The sequence below is a fragment of the Streptomyces sp. NPDC029296 genome (assembly GCF_055569255.1).
This window is the reverse complement of sequence record NZ_JBVHXT010000030.1, coordinates 55,646-76,618: the sequence shown is the minus strand read 5'-3', so window position 1 is coordinate 76,618 and position 20,973 is coordinate 55,646. Positions and strand designations below refer to the sequence as shown.

The following is a 20,973-nucleotide window of genomic DNA, read 5'->3' as shown; positions in this document are numbered from 1 at the left end:
GAGCCCCCGCGAGATGAGATACGACGCCTGCCGCGCGGGCGTGCACTCGACGTACGAGATCCGCGTGAGCCGTTCGACGTCCGTGACGGGCCCGCACACCGACAGCACCGGCCCCCCGGTGCTGAACGGCGGCCTCCTCCTGTCCGGCCACGGCCGCTGCGCCGGTCCCGGCGGCGGGTCCACCTCCCGCACCCACGGCAAGACCCGGCCGGCCTCCCACTCCTGCGACGCGACGGACGGCGGCGCCCCGAAGCCGGGGCCCGACGAGCTTCGCCGGCACGAGGGTCGGCCCGCTTTCAAGCAATCCGGAAGGAACCCATGAGCAAGAACACCGCCCGCTTCACCCTCGACCCCGCCTTCACCGTCGGCGAGGTCGACCCCCGTCTCTTCGGTTCCTTCGTGGAACACCTCGGGCGCTGCGTGTACACCGGCATCTACGAGCCGGACCACCCCGCGGCCGACGCCGAGGGCATCCGTACCGACGTGCTGGAGCTGGTCCGCGAACTCGGCGTCACCGCCATCCGCTACCCCGGCGGCAACTTCGTCTCCGGCTACAAGTGGGAGGACTCCGTCGGCCCGGTGGAGGACCGCCCCCGCCGGCTCGACCTGGCCTGGCACTCCACCGAGACCAACCGCTTCGGCCTGTCCGAGTACATCGCGTTCCTGAAGAAGGTCGGCCCCCAGGCGGAGCCCATGATGGCGGTGAACCTCGGCACCCGGGGCGTCGCCGAGGCCCTGGAACTCCAGGAGTACGCCAACCACCCCGCCGGCACCGCCCTGTCCGACCTGCGCGCCGCCCACGGCGACAAGGACCCCTTCGGCATCCGGCTGTGGTGCCTCGGCAACGAGATGGACGGCCCCTGGCAGACCGGCCACAAGACGGCCGAGGAGTACGGCAGGCTCGCCGCCGAGACCGCCCGCGCCATGCGCCAGCAGGACCCCCGGGTGGAACTGGTCGCCTGCGGCTCCTCCACCCAGGCCATGCCCACCTTCGCCGAGTGGGAGGCCACCGTCCTGAAGGAGACGTACGACCTCGTCGACTACATCTCGGTGCACGCCTACTACGAGCCCGTCGACGGCGACGTGGACTCCTTCCTCGCCTCGGCCGTCGACATGGAGTCCTTCATCGAGAACGTGGTCGCCACGGCCGACCACGTGGGCGCGCTGCTGAAGTCGAAGAAGAGGATCAACCTCTCCTTCGACGAGTGGAACGTCTGGTACCTCACCAAGTGGGTGGAGTTCTCCGAGTCGCGCGACCTGACCGACTGGCCCGAGGCACCCCGCCTGCTGGAGGACAACTACAGCGTCACCGACGCCGTCGTCTTCGGATCGCTGCTGATCGCCCTGCTCCGGCACGCCGACCGGGTCACCGTCGCCTGCCTCGCCCAGCTCGTCAACGTCATCGCCCCCATCATGACCGAGCCGGGCGGCCCGGCCTGGCGGCAGACGACGTTCTTCCCGTTCGCGCAGGCGTCCAAGCACGGCCGCGGCCAGGTGCTGGACGTCCGCGTGGAGTCGCCGACGTACGAGACGAGGAAGTACGGCGAGACGGACCTGCTGCACGCCACCGCCGTCCGCGCGGACGACGGCACGGTCACCGTGTTCGCGGTCAACCGGGGCCGCACCGAGCCGCTGCCCCTCGAGGTCGCCCTGAACGGCCTGGAGCTGACCACCGTCACCGAGCACACCGCCCTCGCCGACGCCGACCCCGACGCCCGCAACACCCTGACCGACCCCGAGCGCGTCACCCCGCACCCGGTCGAGGGCACCGCCCTGGTGGACGGCACCCTCACCGCCGTACTGGAGCCGCTGTCCTGGAACGTGATCAGGCTGGCGTGATCACACCGGCCGGACCGGGATGCCGCCCGCCGCCTTGCCGAGCAGCGTCAGCCGTACCGACCCGGGGCCCGACAGCGTGGTGAACTCCGACAGGACCGCCAGCGCCAGGGTGTTGGTGCCCCGGGTGCGCAGGATGCCGTTCGGCAGCACGAACGTGTGCTGCGGGCCGACGTCGTTGATGTACTGGCCCAGGTTCCAGCCGTTCAGGAAGATCTGCGCGCGGTAGGCCCGGTACGGGTCGTCGTCCAGGGTCAGGCCGATCGACGCGTCGACATCGGCCGGCACCGACAGCCGGAACGTGGTCCGGTACCAGGTCACGCCCTGGTACCGCTCCGCGCGCGGGAACGCCGTCCGCTCCCAGTCCCGGTCCCGGAAGCCGGGCAGGTGCCAGCCGTGCCGCTCGCCGTACAGGCCGCCGTTGTTCAGCGGCCCGCGCACCGGGTCGGCCGGGCCCTCGCCCTGGATGCGCCAGCGCACCCGCGGCGACGCGCCCTCGAAGGTGACCGCCGTCAGACCGCGGGCCACCTTGTGCGTGTCGAGCGCCCTGCCGTCCTGGTCGTGCTGCATGCGCCGGACCAGCACGGACAGCACGTGCCGGCCGGGGGAGCGCAGCCGCTCGCGCACCGGGAGGACGGCGGTGTCCGCCCAGCTGCCCTGGCGCACCGTGCTCTTGTCCGGCACGGGCATCCGGTGCGTGCCCAGCGGCTCGCCGTCCAGCCATGCCATCAGCAGGCCCTGGGTGCCGGTGCTGTAGGCGAGCGCGACCTCCTCGACGCCGGTGCTGTCGTCGAACGTGCCCCGGTACCAGACGTCGCCGTAGTGGAAGCCGTAGTCGTCGGCGAACAGCACCGGCTGCCCCTCGGGGACGGGCGTGGTGGAGAACGAGGAGGTCTTGTCGGCCTTCTTCCACGAGGAGTCGTCGAAGCCCGGGCCCGCCTCCGGGTTCTCCCGCCGCGTCCGCCAGCCACCCAGCCGCGGCAGCCGCACCTCGGGGGCCCCCGGCAGCGGTCCGGTGGACATCAGGCTGCCCGACAGGGTCGCCCGGGTGGGCACCGGGCGCCCGTTCCACACCACGGTGTCGATCCCGCGCGGCGCCCACACCTCCAGGCCCGCCGATTCCCTCAGGTCGCCGGTGAGGTGCACCCGCGAGCCGCGCAGCTCGGCGTGGCGCAGCAGCGCCGGGCCGTACACCAGGAGGGTCCCGGACGGGGTGTCGTACGGGAAGAGGCGTACGGCGGTGGCGTCATCGGCGAAGAGCAGCACCAGCGGGGTGTCGCCGCCGCCCTTGCGCACCAGCACCCGGGTCAGCCCGGCCTCTCCCAGGGGCGCGTTGACGTGCAGCTCGCCCCGGTCGTAGGCCCAGCCGCCCTCCGGGTCCAGCCGCTGCACCGACGGCTCGTCGGGACAGTCCAGCACCAGCTCGGCCATCTCGCCGCGGCGCCCGGTGAACACGGCGATGTCCTGCCGTCCCGCCGTCAGGCACAGCATGGGCGAGGCGGTGGAGTACTTCAACTTCCGCCCGCCCAGCGCCAGTCCGGTGGTCAGCAGCCTGGCGTCCCGGCCGGGCACGGTGACGCGCAGGCTCCCGGCCTCGGTCGGCAGATCGGTGGTGACCGCCTCCGTGCCGTCGTTGCGCGCGACGTACACGTGCGTACCGGTGTCCTGGTTGGCCAGGTGGTAGACCTTCAGCCCCTCGGCCGAGACGTCCGCCGCCCGGTCCAGCTTGGCGAAGTCGGGCACCCGCTGGAGCAGGTGACCGAGCTGGTGCATCGGCGCGATCTTGCCGGTGACGTTCCGGGCCTCGTCGATGGCCGCGCCGTAGTCGTACGACGTGTAGACGACCGGCGCGGGCAGCCAGCCCCACGAGGTCCCGCCGAACGTCATGTACACGTTGTGCAGGGTGAGGCCGTTGGCCAGGTTGGTCAGGTAGAAGCGGCGCTCGTAGGCCGCGTCCCGGGTGCGCCGCGACTCGTCGTACCCCTTGCCGTCGAATTCCGCCCCGCCCCACGGGTCGAACCAGCCGCCGCCGAACTCGGGCACGAACCCGGGCGTGGTCGGCGAGGCGGTGGCCCCGCCCTTCGGCCCGCCGGGCCCGTAGTGCCCCCAGTCGGGCGGGGTCTTGAAGGGAGAGGGGTACCCGTCGAACCCGTACAGCCAGCCGCCCTTCTCCCCGCCGGTGTCGAAGGAGCCGGGGACCCAGTGGCCGTTCCTGCCCTTGTCGTTGTGGAACAGCGGGACGTCGATCCCGTCGGCCCGGACCTTCTTGTACAGGTGGGACATGTACGCCCGGCCGGTCGCGTCGGCGGGGTGGGCGTCGTACTCGTTCTCGATCTGGTACAGCAGCACCGTGCCGGCGCCCCGGGTGAACAGGTGCCGGCGGACGATGCGGTTGACCTGGGTCAGCCACTCGTCGACGTGCGACAGGTACACCGGGTCGTCGGTGCGGGCCGTGCCCCCGGTCGCGGTCAGCCAGCCGGGGAAGCCGCCGCCGTCGACCTCGGCGTTGATGTACGGGCCGGGCCGCAGGATGACGTACAGCCCGGTCTCGGCCGCCGTGCGCAGGAACAGGTCGAGGTCCCGGACGCCGGAGAAGTCGTACCGGCCGGGCGCGGGGGAGTGGTAGTTCCAGGCGACGTAGACGCTGACGGTGTTGTAGCCGTGCGCCCGCATCTTCTGCAGGACGTCCCGCCACAGGTCCGGGCTCGGCAGCCGGAAGGGGTGCAGTTCGCCGGACCACACCACCAGCCGCCGCCCGTCCACGAGCAGCGAGTAGCGGTCGTACCCGATGGTGTGCCGCGCGCCGTCGGCGCCCGGCGGGGCCGGCGCGGGCCCGGTCGGCGCGCTGCCGCCCGCGTACGCCGAGGGCGCCCCGGGGACGCCGCTGCCGCCCAGGGCCAGCCCGAGCGCGGCGCAGCCGGCCAGGGCACTGAAGGAACGTCTGCTGAGCGCCAAGGTGGATCCTCCCGGGCGGTCCTAGGGGGCGCGGGTCCGGCCATTCTCCATGGCGGGACGCCCCACAATGGATCCATGAGGATCTCGGCGCGGGCGGATTACGCGGTACGGGCGGTACTGGAGCTGGCCGTACGGCAGGGTAACGGCCCCGTGAAGGCAGAGGAAATCGCCTCCGTGCAGGACATCCCGCACAAGTTCCTGGAGGGCATCCTGGGCGACCTCAGGCGGGCCGGGATCGTGGACAGCCGGCGTGGCGGGGGCGGCGGCTACCGGCTGGCGCGGGCGGCGGCGTCCCTCACCGTGGCCGACGTCATCCGGGCGGTGGACGGCCCGATCGTGTCGGTACGCGGCGAACGCCCGACGGGTCTCGCCTACACGGGCACGGCACGGCCGCTGCTGCCGCTGTGGATCGCCCTGCGCGCGAACGTCCGCCGCATCCTGGAGGGCGTCACCGTGGCGGACCTCGCGGCGGACGCCCTGCCGGAGCCGGTCCGGGCGCTGGCGGCGGAACCGGGGGCGTGGGAGAACCCGTGAGGGGCGGCACCGGCCGGGCGGACTCGGCCGACCGGGGGACCGGTGCGTTTCCCCCCGCGCGTGCCGTTCGTTAGGGCGGGCGTGATCAAGAAGCTCACCTGTGCCTCCGTCCTGGCCGCCGCGCTGCTGGCCTCCGCCGCTCCCGACGCCCCCGCCGCCGAGGCCGCCGGCGCCGCCGGGTCCCCGGTCCCCGCCGCCGGCGCCCCCGGCGCCTCCTTCCTGTCGGGCCTGCTCGAATCGCTGGGGGCGGGCAACCCGGCCGCCTCCCTGAACACCCTGCTGCCGCCGGGCATCCTGGGCGGCTGACCGGGTGCCCCGGCCGGTGCGGGACGAGGCGAGCGGGCTCCTCCCGCACCGGCCGGCCGTCAGCCCGCCACGCCCAGCGTGAGCGTGCCGGTCCAACCGGACGAGGCGGAGCCGCCGAGGGCGGTGAGGGCGAGCAGCCCTGAACGGGTCCCCCGGTCGTCGTAGACGGAGTCCTGCGCGAGAGTGGTGCGGGCGACGGTGTTGGTGGCATACGGCGAGACCTTGGCCACGGCCGCCGTGACCGCCTCGTCGAAGAAGAGCTGGCCGGTGTGGACGGTCGAGCCGCCGGTGAAGTGGCCGTCCGGTGTCACGGTCACGCCGGTGTGCACCTTGACGTGGACGTGCACACAGCGGCCCCGGTACCACCCCGGGTAGATCGTCGTGATCCTGGCGACCCCGTTCGAGTCCGTGAGTACGCCGCCGCGCAGGAAGGTGCGGTCGTCGGGCTCGTGGTGCCCGTTGTTGCCGACGTAGCCGGAGTACTCGCCGAGCGCGTCGGCGTGCCACAGCTCCACGAGGGCGCCGGCGAGCGGGGCACAGGCGGCGTCGACCACGGTCAGGGCGAGCTTCAGGGGGACGCCGGGCTTGCCCTCGGTGATGTCGGCGCGGACGAGCGCGCCGTCGAGGTAGTAGGGGCCTTGGGTCATCTCGGTGGTGAGCGTGCACACCGCGGCGGTGTTCTGCACGCCGGCCGCGTCCTTCGGGGGAGCCGCGGCTCCCATGGTCAGGGCCGCGGCGGCACCACCGGCGGCGGCGAGCACGGTGCGGCGCCCGATCTTCCGGGCATCAGAGGTGTCTGTCATGAGCACGGCACCGTAAGGACGCTTCCTGTCGGCAAGCTGTCAGTTCGGCAAAGAGCGGAGCCGTCAAGCGGGCGGTTTGGCCGACCTGTCGGCATCGTCCGCCGTGCCGGGTACGGCTCGGGCACGACCGGCGCGGTCATCGCGGGGTGTCGTCGGTTTTCCAGATCCGGATCATCCCGTCCTCGTCCCCGGAGACCAGGAACAGGCCGTCGCGGCTGAAGTCGAGGGAGCGTACGGGTGCGATGTGCCCACGCAGGGGCGGGCCCGCCTCGGTGAGACCGGTCTTCGAGTAGCGGTAGAGACGGATGTCGCTTCCGTTGGCGTCGGGGGCAGCGAGCAGCGCTTCCTTCGTCGGGTGGAAGGCTGCCGCCTGTTTGCCGGGGAAGGTGCAGTAAAAGCGATGGTGATCGTGCTCCGGGAGCCACAACTCCGACGTCTCCGAGTTGAGGAAGACCAGTTCGTCCCGGGGAGACGCGACAAGTAGATTCCCGAAGGCCGTGTACTCCTCGCGATTCTTCTTCGACTTCGCTCCTTCCAGCAGAGGACGACCAGTCGCGTCGGAAAGCGAGAATCGGCGTGCGCTGTCGAAGAAGAGCACCGCCAGGCTGCCGTCGGAAAGGAAGGTCATTCCCAGGACGGGCCCGTAGTTGCCGGCGAGCCGGACCCATTTCCCGGCGGTGGGTGACGAGTCGCCACGGCCGTCCGCGACCTTCGACAAGACGATGCCGGAGCTCTCGTCGATGACGGCGGCCAGGAGTCCACGGCGGGAGTCGAAGGCGATGAGGGTGGGCCTTCCGATGGGCCGGCCGAGCAATGTCGGCCCGCTGCCCGGCGGCCGTCCCAGGTTCTGGGCCGCCACACCGTCCGGGACGGGCAGAACAAGGGTGTCGCCGTCCGCCGAAAGCTCAAGTGACACCGGAGACTCCTGCTCGCGCACGTCTCGGGACGGGACGTGCACCGGACGCGCTTCCTGGTCGTTCGGCCGGCCGCTCCACAATCCCACCTTGCCGTCGTCGAGCAGGAAGACCACCTCCCTGTCCCTCCGGGGCCGGAAGCGGACCGCCTGCACGGGCTGCCGGTGGGGGACGGCGAAGTCGGCGATGCTCGTGGCGCGGGAGCGCCATGCCGCCACACCCACACCTGCGGCCACGGCCCCGGCGCCGACGGCCAGAACGGTTCTGCGGCGGACCGCCGTGCGCGAGCTCTCAGTCCCGTCCCTGTACAGGGGTTCTCCGGCCAGTGTCTCCTGAAGACGGATGTGGCGGAACTGGTAGGCGCCGCCGGCCTGGCGCAGGATCTCACGGCGCCGTGCGTCCGCGAGGAACGCCATCAGCCGCCAGGGGAGCTTGCCGCGGAGCGCGAGCCAGGTCCTCACGATGACGAAGCGCGGCCAGGCCCGGCTCATGAGCAGGAGCAGGGCGAGGAGGACGCCGGGCAGCAGGAAGGCGACACCCAGTTTGATGCGCCAGTTGCCGAACGCGTTGTTCACGGAATGCCATTGGAAGGCGGCGAGTGCGCTCGTCGTGTCCGCGTGTCCGGGCCAGCCCGATCCGCCGGTCAGGAGGCGGATCGTCAGGTCTCCGGACAGGAATCCGGCCCACACGGCGGGCAACCCGGCTGCGGCGACGAGTGTCCCGGCCACCATGGCGCTGACGATCGACGACCGCCGGTCCTGGACGAGCGTACGGATGGGGCTCACCTGGGCCGCGCGTGACGGTGGCGCGTCGAGCCAGTTGTGGGTCGCGAGAGCCAGACCGGCTGCCACGCTGAGGGTGACGCAGATGCCGAGCCCCTCCAGGCACAGTTCCGTCTTCCGTGTCCCCCAGCCCGGTGTATACAGGTTGAGAACCTGTGCGATGGTCATCACGGTCATGATCGGTGTCACGAGTAGCGACGCCAGGCCCGTTCCGGTCGTGAATCCCCGGAACAGGCGCTCCGCCGACCCCCGCGGCTTCCAGGTGAGGCGGCCCGGCGGCCTGGAGGACGAGGCGTTCCAGACGAGGGCGTTGAGGAGCGCGAAGGCCACCCCGAGGATGAGGGGCATCATGACGGTGTTGTTGGTGTCGCTCCGGTCGGCCGCCGCTGTCACCCGGACCCACGCCATGGCGGCGGCCGCGACCACCGCTCCCAGGCCGAAACCGACCACGAGGCCCGCCCAGGACGGCAGCAGCCGTGTGCTCAACTGCCACCAGGCCAGATCACGTTCACGATGGTCGTGCAGATGCCGGGCGAGAAACGTCAGCCAGCGCCGGGCCTGTTCGGGAGTCCAGCGTTCCCGGGGTGCCGTTCCCGGGGGCAGGGCCGGGTCCGGCGCGTAGGCGGCGTCGAGCATGCCGTGCAGGAGGTGGTCCGCGACGGCGTACTCGCTGCCGAAGCGGGTCTCGTCCAGGAGTTCGGTGGGGTCGCCGCCGCCCTTCTGGTAGACGAGGCGTGCCGAGGTGACCATCAGGGGTGTGGAGAGCGCCCTGGCCAGCGGGCTCTGCGGCTCGGTCCGCAGGCGGGCGAAGACGGGGGCCCAGTCCACTCCCGGGGGCCAGTTCACGTCCCGCAGGTACCTGATGGCGTCCTGCGGGGTGACCGGAAGGACTTCGACGACCGCCGCCTGCCGCAGGGCGGTCGCGCTCGCCCGGATCAGTTCCTCGTACTCGACCGACCGGCAGGTGACGACGAGGGGACGGTCCGGGTGTTCGTTGATCTTGCGGATGGCGCCGCGGCGGGCGGACTCGGGGATCTCGTCGAGGCCGTCGAGGACGGGGATCACCAGTCCGTGGGCCAGGAGCGTGCGGGGGATCTCGGGGCGGCCGTTGTAGTACGGCTGGGCCATGGTGCGGACGATCCAGTCGTCGAGCGGCTCCAGGACGGGGTCCCAGGAGGAGACGGGCAGCAGGACCGGTACGGGACCGCCCGCCTCGCGTGCGGCGAGGAGACCCAGGGTGACGAGTATGGCCAGGACCGTCTTGCCCGAGCCGGGTTCGCCCACGACCACCAGGCGGCGGTTCGGAACGCGCGCGAAGCCTTCGGCGAGGCGGTTGGTCACGTCCTCGAACCGTCCGTCGAGGCGGCCGTCCAGGCGCAGCCGCAGCACGGGGGAGCCGGTGGGGCCGGTCCGCAGCCCGTTGTCGGTGAGGTCGCTCGACGTCGTTCTCCAGGCGAGGGGCAGCACCCGGGGGGCTTGCAGCCGGCGGGCGCGGGCCTCGTCCAGCCACTGTGCGCGGAGCTGACGCGTGAGGTCGTCCGCGAGGGCGGCGGGGTCCGGGGGTGTCTCCGTGCCGCGGAACACGTCGACGACCGCGACCAGCAGCGAGGCCAGCGAGGCGAACAGCCCGGCGATGGTGGCCACGCTGTCGGGGTCCTGCCCGGACCTCCACATCCACAGGGTGAGCCCGAGGGTCACGGTCCCCAGAGCCGTCAGGCAGAGATTACGGACGGTCCGCGCGCTCAACCGGACCGGGGTTCTCTGTAACATGCGCCGAGTCTGCCGGTCGGCCCTGACTTCCGTCGAGACGACCGGTCCCGGGGCGGGCGGCTGCCGACCGTGTGCCGCTCGGCGCGGACCGGAGGGCGCCGGCCGCGAGGTTCAGTAGGCCACCGGCCAGCCCGAGGACCAGTTCAGCAGGTTGACGCCGAGCTTCGGGGTGCCGCCCGCGTTGCCGTCGTAGTAGTGGTAGACGATCAGGTCGCCGTCGCTGTCGTGCGTGATGGACTGCCCGCCGGGTCCGATGACGCTGCCGTGGGACTCCAGGACCGGGGTGCCGCCGTTGTTCGTCATCGCCACACCGTTCTTGTCGTAGTACGGCCCGGTGACCGAGGTCGCCCGGCCGACCTTCACCTTGTACGTCGAGCTGGTGCCCTGGCAGCAGACGTCGTAGGAGGCGAACAGGTAGTAATAGCCGTTGCGCTTGACGAGGTACGGCGCCTCGACCGCCTTGCTGCCGGTGGGCCGGGCGGCGAGGGAGTAGCGCCTGGTGTCGCCCGCGTACTGCTTGCCGGTCGCGGGGTCGATGCGGATCATCTTGATGCCGGTCCACCAACTGCCGAAGGACAGCCACCACTTGCCGTCGTCGTCCACGAAGAGGTTGGGGTCGATGGCGTTGTAGTCGCTGGCGGCGGTGGAGGTGTGGACGACGCCGTAGTCGGTCCAGGAGCCGGGCAGTCCGGTGCTGGAGCCGGCCAGGCCGATCGCCGAGGTGTTCTCGCCGAACTTGGAGACGGCGTAGTACATCAGGTACTTCCCGCCGGCGTACGAGATGTCCGGCGCCCATGCCTCGGTGGCGTACGACGACCACCAGGCCGGCTTGGTGGCGAAGGCGTCGGCGCCCGCGGTGAAGGAGATCCGGTCGGTGGAGGTCCGGTAGGCGAGCCCGCCGCCGGTGGCGTAGAGCAGGTACCGGCCGCCGGGGGTACGGATCATCGTCGGGTCGTGCACGACGGTGCTGCCGGTGACCGTGCCGGGGTTGGGGTACGCGGAGGCGGTGCCCGGCACGAGCGCGAGCAGCAGGGCGGCGGGGACGGCGAGGAGTGCGGTGCGCTTCATTGCGGCTCCCTCTTCCTGGTGTGTTCGTGATACCGAACAGCGATCGCAGGTTCGGACGGGACCGTAGAAGCGAAGGGTCGACGAGTCAACGGTTCCGGCAGGAACTCGCCCGCGGGGCCGCCCCCCGACCGGGCTCCGGCCCCTAGCCGGCGGGCGTGGTCTCCTCGTCCAGCCACGCCAGGTAGGCCGCGCTGCCCGCCACGACCGGAGTCGCGATGATCTCGGGGGTGTCGTAGGGGTGCGCCCCCTTGAGGTAGGTCTCCAGGTCCTCGTAGCGCGCCGTGGTGGTCTTGAACAGGATCTGCCACTCCTGCTCGGTCCGTGTCGCCCCCTCCCAGCGGTACACGCTGGTGACGGGGGCACTGACCTGTGCGCACGCGGCGACCCGCGCCTCCACCGCACCCGCGGCGAGGGCCTGCGCCTTCTCCTCGCTGTCCGTGGTCGTCAGCACGGTCAGGTGACGGTGTTCTGCCATGGTCGGTGTTCCTTCCGGGACGGGGCCTCTGCCGTACGGACGGTACCGAAAGGGACACCTCCGTACCCGAGCGCGGCCGGGTCGGCCGTTCCCGGACACGGAGGTGACGGCGGGCGCGGTCACTTCACCTGCGGGACAGGCGGAACTTCACGCGCCGAAACGGTGGATCGTCGTCGTCCGGTACGTCCGGCCGGGGCGCAGCACCGTCGACGGGAACGCCGGGTGGTTCGGCGAGTCCGGGAAGTGCTGGGTCTCCAGGCACAGGGCGTCGCCCTGCCGGTAGGTGCGGCCCGACGTGCCGGTGAGCGTGCCGTCGAGGAAGTTGCCGGAGTAGAACTGGAGGCCCGGCTGGTCGGTGGCGATCTTCAGGGTGCGGCCGGAGCGCGGGTCGCGCAGGGTCGCGATGTGCTCGGGCCGTGCCGTGATCCCCTTGTCCAGCACCCAGTTGTGGTCGAACCCCTTTGCCAGCACGAGCTGCTCGTGGCCCGCCCGCAGGTCTTGGCCGATGGGCTTGGCGTGCCGGAAGTCGAACGGGGTGCCCGCGACCCGGGCCAGCTCCCCGGTGGGGATGAGGCCGGCGTCGGTCGGGGTGTAGCGGGCGGCGGCGATGGACAGCTCGTGGTCCTCGATGCCGCCGCTGCCCTCGCCGGCCAGGTTCCAGTAGACGTGACTGGTGAGGTTGACGACGGTGGCCTTGTCGGTGGTGGCCTCGTAGTCGATGCGCCAGTCGCCGTGCCGGGTGAGGGTGTACGTCACCTCGGTGCGCAGCGTGCCCGGGTAGCCCATCTCGCCGTCGGCGCTGGTGCGGCGCAGCCGCAGGCCCACGTCCGTGCCGTCGGCGAACGGCTCCACGTCCCACACCCGCTTGTCGAAGCCCTGGGCGCCGCCGTGCAGGCTGTTGTCGCCGTCGTTCACGTCGAGCTGGTACGGCTTCCCGTCCAGCGTGAACCGGCCCGCGTCGATGCGGTTGCCGTAGCGGCCGATCAGCGCGCCGAAGTACGGGCTCTTCGCCGCGTAGTCGGCGAGGTTGTCGAAACCGGCGACCACGTTGGCGTACCGGCCGTGCCGGTCGGGGAGTTCCAGGGTCTGGACGACACCGCCGTAGGACAGCACCTTCATCCGGGTGCCGCCGTTCTCCAGCGACCAGCGGTGGACCTTGGTGCCGTCGGCGAGCGTGCCGAAGAGTTCCTTCACCGGCTTCCTTCCCGAGGCCGCGTGTGCCGTGCCGCCGAGCGTGGTGGCGGCCAGGCCCGCCGCGGCTGCTCCCGCGATGACCGTGCGTCTGTTCAGTTCCATGGTGCGGCTCTCGCTTTCTGGTGCTTACGAACCGGACTTGCGCTTGTTCCACACGTCGAACCCGACCGCCACCAGCAGGGCCAGGCCCTTGATGACCTGCTGCCACTCGGTGCCGACGCCGAGGAGGTTCATGCCGTTGTTCAGCACGCCGAGGACCAGACCGCCGATGATGGCGCCGAGGACGGTGCCGACACCGCCGCTCATGGACGCGCCGCCGATGAACGCGGAGGCGATGGCCTCGAGTTCGAAGTTGACGCCCGCCTTCGGCGAGGCCGCGTCCAGCCGGGCGGCGACCACCAGACCCGCCAGGGCCGCGAGCACGCCCATGTTCAGGAAGACGTAGAAGGTGACCTTCTTGTCCTTCACGCCGGACAGCTTGGCCGCCGGCAGGTTGCCGCCGATGGCGTAGATGTGCCGGCCGAAGACCGCGTTGCGCATGACGTAGCCGTAGCCGACGACCAGCGCGCCGAGGACGATCAGCACGATCGGGGCGCCCTTGTAGCTGGCGAGCAGCAGGGTGAGGACGAGGATCGCCGCCACCATGGCCGTCAGCTTGAGCAGGAACAGCCGGACCGGTACGACGTCCAGGGAGAACTCCTGCTGGCGGCGGCGGTCCCGGAACTCCTGCCACACCACGGCCGCGATCAGCACCAGCCCGAGCAGCAGCGTGAGGTTGTGGTAGTTGGTGTTCGGGCCGGTCTCGGGCAGGAAGCCGTTGCCGAGTTTCTGCAGGCCGTGCGGGAACGGGCCGAGGGTCTGGCCCTTGAGGAGGATCTCGGTCAGGCCGCGGAAGATCAGCATCCCGGCGAGGGTGACGATGAAGGACGGTATGTTGAAGTAGGCGATGAGATAGCCCTGGATCGCGCCCGCGACGGCGCCCATCACCAGGCACAGCACCAGCGCGACGGGCCAGGACACCCCGTGCTGCACGGTCAGTACGGCCGCGAAGGCGCCGGTGAACGCGGTGAGCGAGCCGACCGACAGGTCGATATGCCCGGCGATGATGACCAGCATCATGCCGATCGCGAGGATCAGGATGTAGCTGTTCTGGAGTACCAGGTTGGAGACGTTGCGCGGCAGCAGCAGATTGCCGTCGGTCCAGATCGCGAAGACGACCACGATCAGGCCGAGCGCGATCAGCATGCCGTACTGGCGCATGTTGCGGCGCAGGCCGGTCAATACCAGGCCGAGCAGCCCCCCGTCGGTCCCCGTTCCGCCGCCCGGCGGCGCGGGGGCCGGGCTCTTGGCGGTCACATCCGTGCTCATCGCGTTACCTCTTTGTCCTTCGTCATATGGCGCATCAGCACTTCCTGCGTGGCCTCGGCCCGCGGCACCTCACCGGTCAGCCGTCCGGCGGCCATCGTGTAGATGCGGTCGCACATGCCGAGCAGCTCGGGCAGCTCGGAGGAGATGAAGACGACCGCCTTGCCCTCGGCGGCGAGCTGGTCGATGACCGTGTAGATCTCGTACTTGGCGCCCACGTCGATGCCGCGGGTCGGTTCGTCGAGGATCAGCACGTCCGGACCGGCGAAGATCCACTTGCTGAGGACGACCTTCTGCTGGTTGCCGCCGGAGAGCTTGCCCACCGGCTCGAACACCGTGGGCGCCTTGATGTTCATGGACTTCCGGAAGCCCTCGGCGACCTGCCGTTCCTCGTGCTCGTCCACCACACCCCGCTGGGCGACCTTGTCCAGCGCGGTCAGCGAGATGTTCCGGTTGATGGTGTCGATGAGGTTCAGGCCGTAGTGCTTGCGGTCCTCGGTGACGTAGGCGATGCCGTGCCCGATCGCCTCCGGCACCGTCCTGGTACGGATCTCCCTGCCGTCCTTCAGGACCGTGCCGCCCGCGTACCGGCCGTAGGCCCGCCCGAAGACGCTCATCGCGAGTTCGGTGCGGCCCGCGCCCATCAGGCCCGCGATGCCGACGATCTCCCCGCGGCGCACGGTCAGCGACACGTCGTCCACGACCTTGCGCAGCTGGTCGACCGGGTGGAACACGGTCCAGCCGCGGATCTCCAGCGCCGGCGCGACGCCCTGCTCCGGCCGGTGCGGGGTGCGCTCGGGGAAGCGGTGGTCGAGGTCGCGGCCGACCATGCCGGCGATGATCCGCTCCTCGGTGGTCTCCGGCGCCTTCACATCGAGGGTCTCGATGGACCGGCCGTCCCGGATGATCGTCACCGAGTCGGCGACCTTGCGGATCTCGTTGAGCTTGTGGGAGATGATGATCGAGGTGATGCCCTGCTTCTTCAGCTCCAGGATCAGATCGAGGAGCTTGTCGCTGTCCTCGTCGTTCAGGGCCGCCGTCGGCTCGTCCAGGATCAGCAGCTTCACCTGCTTGGACAGTGCCTTGGCGATCTCCACCAGCTGCTGCTTGCCCACGCCGATGTCGGCGACCCGGGTCTCCGGGTGCTCGTCCAGGCCGACCCGGCGCAGCAGTTCGGTGGCGTGCCGCAGGGTCTCGCGCCAGTTGATCAGGCCGCGGGTGGCGTGCTCGTTGCCGAGGAAGAGGTTCTCCGCGATGGACAGGTGCGGCACCAGCGCCAGTTCCTGGTGGATGATGACGATGCCGTGCTGCTCGCTGGCCCGGATGTCCTTGAACCGGGAGACCTCCCCCTCGAAGAGGATGTCCCCCTCGTAACTGCCGTACGGGTGGACGCCGGAGAGCACCTTCATCAAGGTGGACTTGCCGGCGCCGTTCTCCCCGCAGATGGCGTGGACCTCGCCCCGCCGGACGGTCAGGGTGACGTCCGACAGCGCCTTGACACCGGGAAAGGTCTTGACGATCGAGCGCATTTCCAGGACGGGTCCCGCCATGGTCGTGCCTTTCACTCCGTAGGAAAAGGGCGGGTCACTTCAGCTGGGACTCGGTGTAGTAACCGCCGTCGACCAGCACCTTCTGGTAGTTCGACTTGTCGACGCTGACCGGCTGGAGCAGATAGGCCGGCACGACCTTGGCGCCGTTGTCGTACGTCTTGGTGTCGTTGACCTCGGGCTTCTTGCCCTTGAGGGACTCGTCCACCATGGTGGCGGCGACCTCGGCGAGCTTGCGCAGGTCCTTGTAGACGGTCTGCGTCTGCTGCCCGGAGATGATCGACTTCACCGAGGCCAGCTCGGCGTCCTGGCCGGTGATGACCGGCAGCGGCTTGCTGCCCGAGCCGTAGCCGTCCGACTTCAGGGCGGACAGGATGCCGATGGAGATGCCGTCGTACGGCGCCAGGACCGCGTCGACCCGGCCGCTCTTGTACGACGAGGTGAGGATGTCCTCCATGCGTTTCTGCGCGGTGGTGCCGTCCCAGCGCAGGGTGACGACCTGGTTGAGCCGGGTCTGCCCGGACTTGACGACCAGCTGCTTCTTGTCGATGTACGGCTGGAGCACCTTCATCGCCCCGCCGAAGAAGTACTTCGTGTTGTTGTCGTCGTTGGAGCCGGCGAACAGCTCGATGTTGAACGGGCCCTTCTCGCCCTTGTCCAGCCCGAGCTTGTCCACGATGTAGGTGCCCTGGAGCCTGCCGACCTTCTCGTTGTCGAACGAGGCGTAGTAGTCGACGTTCTTGGTGCCGAGGATCAGCCGGTCGTAGGAGATGACCGGGATGTTCGCGTCCGCGGCCTGCTGGAGCACGCTGCTGAGCGACTTGTTGTCGATCGCCGCGATGATCAGGCCCTTCACGCCCTGCGTGATCAGGTTCTCGATCTGCGAGACCTGGGTCTCCGGGTCGTCCTCGCCGTAGACCAGCTTGGTCTCGTAGCCCTTGGCCTTCAGGTCCTTGACGACGTTGTTGCCGTCGTTGATCCAGCGCTCGGAGGACTTGGTCGGCATGGCGATGCCGATGGTGGCGCCCTTGGCGTCACCGGACTTCTCCTTGCTGCCGCCTTCGCTGTTCTGGCCGCAGGCGGTGAGGGCGAGCGCGAGCGAGGCGGCTGAGGCAATGGCGGCTAGGGCGCTTCTGCGAGTGCGCATGGTGTTCGTCCCTGTTCTTCTCTTCGCTGAGATGTCTGTCGAGGTCGTTGAAGCGCCCTGAAGGGGCGCGGGGAACCGCGCGACCGGCCACACACGGCCCGCGGCCCCGATCGGTCATCCAGTGGCACTCTCGGCGGGGAACCGGTTCAAGGGACCCGGCAGCCGGGAGCCGAGCGGCGCCATGTCGCCGTCCGCGCCGTGCCGGGCGAGCAGGTCCAGGGCGAGCCGGCCGCGCCGCACCCGCTCCCGGGCGGTGTCCAGGGTCACGTCCCGCAGGTGCCGGCCCCACGGGTAGATGCCGGGCGCCTTGGACAGGCCGAACTTCAGGTAGAGCGGCGCGCCGCGCCGGATCAGCTCGGCGACCTCGTACATCCGGATGTAGCCGCCGAGGTCGTCCGGGGCCTCGATGTACATGTCCATCGGGGCGCCGGACACCCGGCGGATCTCCGTGAGGTGGTCCAGCGTCAGATCGCTGGGCACGTTGACGGAGTCGGCGCCGAGCCGCTCGTAGACGGCGTACGAGGCGGGGTTGACCGGGCCGATGAGCGCGGAGACCTTCAGCGTGGTGTCGGCCGGGATGATCCCCGCGCCGCGGGCCCGGTGCAGGGTCCACAGCACGCCCTCGTCGGCGACGAGCAGGCACTTGACGCCCAGTTCGGTGGCCCGGACGGCGTCCTCCACGCAGCCGGCGACCGCGTCGTGGCCCCGGGCGCGCAGCCCGGCCCCCCGCGAGTCGGAGCGTACCGAGCCGCCGATGTCCCAGGTGCCGCGCGGGCCGGTGAACAGGCACAGTTCGATGTCGCGCTCGCCGGCGGCCTCGACCATCTCGGTGATCTCGGCGTCGGTGAGCATCCACACGCCGCTGCCCTGGCTGATCCGGTGGATCGGCACGTCCAGGCGTGAGGCCTCCTTGAGGACGACCGCCAGCGCTTCGGGACCCTCGCACGAGGGGATCTCGGTGCGCCAGCGGCCGCCGCCCGGGAAGGTGTGGACGGAGGCGTCGGCGGGGTCGAGGGCGGGCGCGCCCAGGCCGAGTGCGGCGAGCACCTGCTCGCCGGGCCTGCGGGCTGCCGGGGCGGAAGCGTCGGTCACAAGCTGTCCTTCGTGTTCGGTATTTCGGACGAGGTTCGCGGCTCTGGGTAGCGAAAACGTGGGTGTACGCCGGTCAGGGCGACGTCAGGGCCCACCCTGACCGGCGTACGGTCAGGGGCGGAGCAGCACCTTGCCCACCGTGGGATCACCGGCCCCCACCAGCTCGATGGCGCGCGGGAACTCGGTCAGCGGCAGCTCGTGGGTGACCAGCGGCAGCGGGGTGAGCAGTCCGGCGCCGAACACCCGCACGGCGTGCGCCCAGGCGTCCGGCGGCGCCCCGAAGACGGTGTGCACCTCCAGTTGCCGTACGACCAGATCGGTCGGGTCGAGCCCGTCCGCGCCCGGCGCCGGGATCCCGGTGAGGACCAGGCGCCCGCCGCGCCGCAGCAGCGCGGCGGCGGTGCGCGCCGCGGACGCGGACCCGGCGGTCTCGATCACCACGTCGAAGCCGCCGGGCAGCTCCTGGTCCCTCAGCCGGAAGTCGCTCGCCCCGAACCGCCGGGCCAGTGTCCGGCGGTCGTTCCGGGTGCCCACCACCAGCAGCTCGGCCGGCGAGACGGCCGCGAGGAACTGCACGGCGAACATCCCGAGGGTGCCGGTGCCGACCACCGCGACCCGCTCGCCCGGCAGGGCGCGGGCCTTGAGCGCGGCGGCGGCGACGCAGGCGGCCGGCTCCAGCAGCGCGGCGGCGGTGAGGTCGGCGTCGTCCGGCAGGACGTGCAGCAGCCGGGCCGGCAGGGTGAGGGTGGCCGCCATGGCGCCCGGCCGGGTGAACCCGGTCTCCTCGTACCCGGCGGTGCACAGCGTGGTCTCGCCCGCGTGACAGCGGTCGCACACCTGGCAGTTGCGGAAGCCCTCGCCGACCACCTTGCGGCCGGCCAGCGAGCCGGGCACCCCGGGGCCCACCGCCGACACCGTCCCCGACCACTCGTGCCCGGGGACCAGCGGGTACGTCACGTACCCCTCGGGCCGGTTGCCCTGGTACACCTCGCGGTCGCTGCCGCAGATGCCGACCGCGTGCACGGCCACCAGCGCCTCGCCGGGGCCGGGCTCGCGCGGCGTGTGCGCCTCGACCCGGTGTGCGCCGGGCGCCTCGACGAGGACCTGGGAACTCACGCGCCGTCCTTGGGGTTGCGCTTCTCCCAGCCCTCGGCCCACAGGTCGAAGTGGGCCCGCTGCTGCGGGAACTCGGCCGCCGCGTCGACGTCCAGCTCGACGCCGAGACCGGGCGCGTCGGACAGGTGGAAGTAGCCGTCCACGACCTGCGGGGCGCCCTTGACCACCTTCTTGATCTCCGCGTCGGCGAAGTCGTTGAAGTGCTCGAGGATCTTGAAGTTCGGGGAGGTGAAGCCGACCTGGAGGGAGGCGGCGGTGAGCACGGAGCCGCCCACGTTGTGCGGGGCGACCAGCATGTAGTGGGTCTCGGCGGTGGCGGCGAGCTTGCGGGTCTCCCAGATGCCGCCGATGTGGCCGACGTCGGGCTGGATGATGTCCACGGACTGGCTGTCGAACAGCTCGCGGAACTCGATGCGGTCGTGGATGCGTTCGCCGGTGGCGACCGGGATGTCGACCTTGGCGGCGACCTTCTCCAGCGCCTTCAGGTTCTCCGGCGGCACCGGCTCCTCCAGCCACGCCGGCTTGAACGGCGCCATCTCCTTCGCCAGCCGGACGGCGGTGGCGGGGGAGAAGCGGCCGTGCATCTCCAGCATCAGCTCCGCGTCCGGGCCGATGGCGTCCCGTACGGCCTCGATGAGCGAGACGGCGTACAGCGTCTCCCGGTGGTCCAGCTCGAAGTGTCCGGTGCCGAACGGGTCGATCTTCAGCGCCTGGTAACCCCGCTCCACGACCCCCTGGGCGGCCTTGTGGTAGGCCTCCGGCGTCCGCTCGGTCGTGTACCACCCGTTGGCGTACGCCTTGACCTTGTCGGTGACCTTTCCGCCGAGCAGCTGCCACACCGGCACGCCCAGCGCCTTGCCCTTGATGTCCCAGCACGCCATCTCGACCACCGCGATGCCGGACATCACGATCTCGCCGGCGCGGCCGTAGTCGCCGTACTTCATACGGCGGACCAGGTCCTCGACGGCGAACGGGTCCGACCCGAGGATGTGGTTGGTCTCGGCCTCCCGCAGATAGCCGATCAGCGCGTCGGTGTGACCGAGCATGCGGGTCTCGCCGACTCCCGTGATCCCCTCGTCGGTGTGCACCTGGACATAGGTCAGGTTGCGCCACGGCGTGCCGACCACGTGTGTGCTGATTCCGGTGATGCGCACGGCAGTTGCCCCTCAGCTGTTCGGTATTTCGTCGCACGTTCGAAATGCTGGCGTGACAGTAAGGACGGGGCGGCGGGGGTGTCAATGGGTCGAACAGGTAACGGTTTCGGCAAGGCTTTCGAGAACTCTTTCGCTCCCGCACGGAACCTTCACAGCCGCGCCTGGTACCCCGGCCCGCGCGGACTCTAGTCTTCCCGCGTCATGGACTACTGCCACCCCTGCCGACGCCACCTGAACGGCGCCCTCGCCTGCCCCGGCTGCGGCACACCCGCCTCCGGCGAGCCGGGCGCCGGGGCGGTGTCTTCGGGAGGTGGCGGCGTGCCCCCGGGGGGGTGGCCCCGGGCCTGCCGGTGACGGCTACGGAGCCGCCGGCGGCGACCGGGACGGCCGGGCGTCCGCCGGGGCCGGGTACGCGCCCGCACGGGGCGTCCACGGCCCCGCCGGGACCGACCGCGAACCGGCCGGGAGCGGCCCTCAACCGCCCGCGGATTCCCGGCAGTTCGCCGGGAACGATCACCTCCGACCCGTCGGCGACCGCCTCATACCCGGCGCGGGCGCCTCCGCGTTCGCCGCCGGCCGTCACCCGCCCGCCGGCGCGGGTGTTTTCCCCGGGGAAGGGGGCCCCGGCGGAAGTGCCGCCGTCGGTGACCGCCTCGCACCCGGCGCGGGCGCCTCCGCGTTCGCCGCCGACCGTCACCCGCCCCCTGGCGCGGGTGTTTTCCCCGGAGAAGGGGGCCCCGGCGGGGAAGGGAACGCTGGCGGAAGTGCCGCCGTCGGCGACCGCCTCGCACCCGGCGCGGGCGCCTCCGCGTTCGCCGTTGACCGTCACCCGCCCCCTGGCGCGGGTGTTTTCCCCGGAGAAGGGGGCCCCGGCGGGGAAGGGAACGCTGGCGGAAGTGCCGCCGTCGGCGACCG

The 20,973-nt window shown here is 71.1% G+C and carries 16 protein-coding genes; 4 read left to right on the top strand and 12 right to left on the bottom strand.

The genetic code is table 11. From position 1 onward, the window contains the following. The first annotated feature begins 318 nt into the window (after window positions 1–318). Window positions 319–1,839, top strand: coding sequence for an arabinosylfuranosidase ArfA (gene arfA, locus ACZ4W9_RS25400; RefSeq protein WP_467939590.1), 1,521 nt, complete (start codon window positions 319–321; stop codon window positions 1,837–1,839). Here arfA and ACZ4W9_RS25395 read toward each other — a convergent pair whose 3' ends face one another. Beyond that, window positions 1,840–4,791, bottom strand: coding sequence for a glycoside hydrolase family 35 protein (locus ACZ4W9_RS25395; RefSeq protein WP_467939588.1), 2,952 nt, complete (start codon window positions 4,789–4,791; stop codon window positions 1,840–1,842). A 75-nt stretch (window positions 4,792–4,866) separates the two neighbouring features. On the opposite strand from ACZ4W9_RS25395, the gene ACZ4W9_RS25390 reads away from it, so the two are divergent. Then, on the top strand, window positions 4,867–5,325 hold the full coding sequence (locus tag ACZ4W9_RS25390) for an RrF2 family transcriptional regulator (RefSeq protein WP_467939586.1): 459 nt from the start codon (window positions 4,867–4,869) through the stop codon (window positions 5,323–5,325). Window positions 5,326–5,385: 60 nt separating this feature from the next. Then, window positions 5,386–5,631: a hypothetical protein gene (locus ACZ4W9_RS25385; protein WP_467939584.1), complete on the top strand. Its 246-nt coding sequence runs from the start codon at window positions 5,386–5,388 to the stop codon at window positions 5,629–5,631. A gap of 59 nt (window positions 5,632–5,690) precedes the next feature. Here ACZ4W9_RS25385 and ACZ4W9_RS25380 read toward each other — a convergent pair whose 3' ends face one another. The 11 genes from ACZ4W9_RS25380 to ACZ4W9_RS25330 form a co-directional block, all read right to left on the bottom strand. Next, window positions 5,691–6,434, bottom strand: a complete 744-nt coding sequence (locus tag ACZ4W9_RS25380; RefSeq protein WP_467939582.1) for an intradiol ring-cleavage dioxygenase — start codon at window positions 6,432–6,434, stop codon at window positions 5,691–5,693. Window positions 6,435–6,570: 136 nt separating this feature from the next. Next, the gene (locus ACZ4W9_RS25375; protein WP_467939580.1) at window positions 6,571–9,900 is read right to left on the bottom strand and encodes an NACHT and WD40 repeat domain-containing protein; all 3,330 of its coding nucleotides are present in this window, start codon (window positions 9,898–9,900) and stop codon (window positions 6,571–6,573) included. A 111-nt stretch (window positions 9,901–10,011) separates the two neighbouring features. Then, window positions 10,012–10,968, bottom strand: coding sequence for an arabinan endo-1,5-alpha-L-arabinosidase (locus tag ACZ4W9_RS25370; protein ID WP_467939578.1), 957 nt, complete (start codon window positions 10,966–10,968; stop codon window positions 10,012–10,014). A gap of 142 nt (window positions 10,969–11,110) precedes the next feature. Next, entirely contained in the window at window positions 11,111–11,443 is a 333-nt protein-coding gene (gene cutA / locus ACZ4W9_RS25365; RefSeq protein WP_467939576.1) for a divalent-cation tolerance protein CutA, read from the bottom strand. A gap of 147 nt (window positions 11,444–11,590) precedes the next feature. After that, window positions 11,591–12,739 carry an aldose epimerase family protein gene (locus ACZ4W9_RS25360; RefSeq protein WP_467939574.1) on the bottom strand — a complete coding sequence of 383 codons (1,149 nt, stop codon included), beginning with the start codon at window positions 12,737–12,739 and terminating at the stop codon, window positions 11,591–11,593. A gap of 24 nt (window positions 12,740–12,763) precedes the next feature. Next, window positions 12,764–14,005, bottom strand: coding sequence for a multiple monosaccharide ABC transporter permease (gene mmsB / locus ACZ4W9_RS25355; RefSeq protein WP_467939572.1), 1,242 nt, complete (start codon window positions 14,003–14,005; stop codon window positions 12,764–12,766). Then, on the bottom strand, window positions 14,002–15,552 hold the full coding sequence (mmsA, locus tag ACZ4W9_RS25350; RefSeq protein WP_467939570.1) for a multiple monosaccharide ABC transporter ATP-binding protein: 1,551 nt from the start codon (window positions 15,550–15,552) through the stop codon (window positions 14,002–14,004). Before mmsA ends, mmsB begins: the two co-directional genes overlap by 4 nt. A gap of 34 nt (window positions 15,553–15,586) precedes the next feature. Continuing rightward, entirely contained in the window at window positions 15,587–16,696 is a 1,110-nt protein-coding gene (gene chvE, locus ACZ4W9_RS25345) for a multiple monosaccharide ABC transporter substrate-binding protein (RefSeq protein WP_467939568.1), read from the bottom strand. Between the two features lie 114 nt (window positions 16,697–16,810). Beyond that, entirely contained in the window at window positions 16,811–17,788 is a 978-nt protein-coding gene (locus ACZ4W9_RS25340) for a hypothetical protein (RefSeq protein WP_467939566.1), read from the bottom strand. Window positions 17,789–17,899: 111 nt separating this feature from the next. Then, window positions 17,900–18,904, bottom strand: a complete 1,005-nt coding sequence (locus ACZ4W9_RS25335; protein WP_467939564.1) for a zinc-dependent alcohol dehydrogenase — start codon at window positions 18,902–18,904, stop codon at window positions 17,900–17,902. Continuing rightward, complete coding sequence (locus tag ACZ4W9_RS25330) at window positions 18,901–20,058, bottom strand: mandelate racemase/muconate lactonizing enzyme family protein (RefSeq protein WP_467939562.1); 1,158 nt, start codon at window positions 20,056–20,058, stop codon at window positions 18,901–18,903. The genes ACZ4W9_RS25335 and ACZ4W9_RS25330 overlap by 4 nt, the downstream gene beginning before the upstream one ends. A 201-nt stretch (window positions 20,059–20,259) precedes the next feature. Here ACZ4W9_RS25330 and ACZ4W9_RS25325 point away from each other — a divergent pair, with 201 nt between their 5' ends. After that, window positions 20,260–20,412 carry an SCO2400 family protein gene (locus tag ACZ4W9_RS25325; protein ID WP_467939560.1) on the top strand — a complete coding sequence of 51 codons (153 nt, stop codon included), beginning with the start codon at window positions 20,260–20,262 and terminating at the stop codon, window positions 20,410–20,412. The last annotated feature ends 561 nt before the right edge of the window (window positions 20,413–20,973 follow it).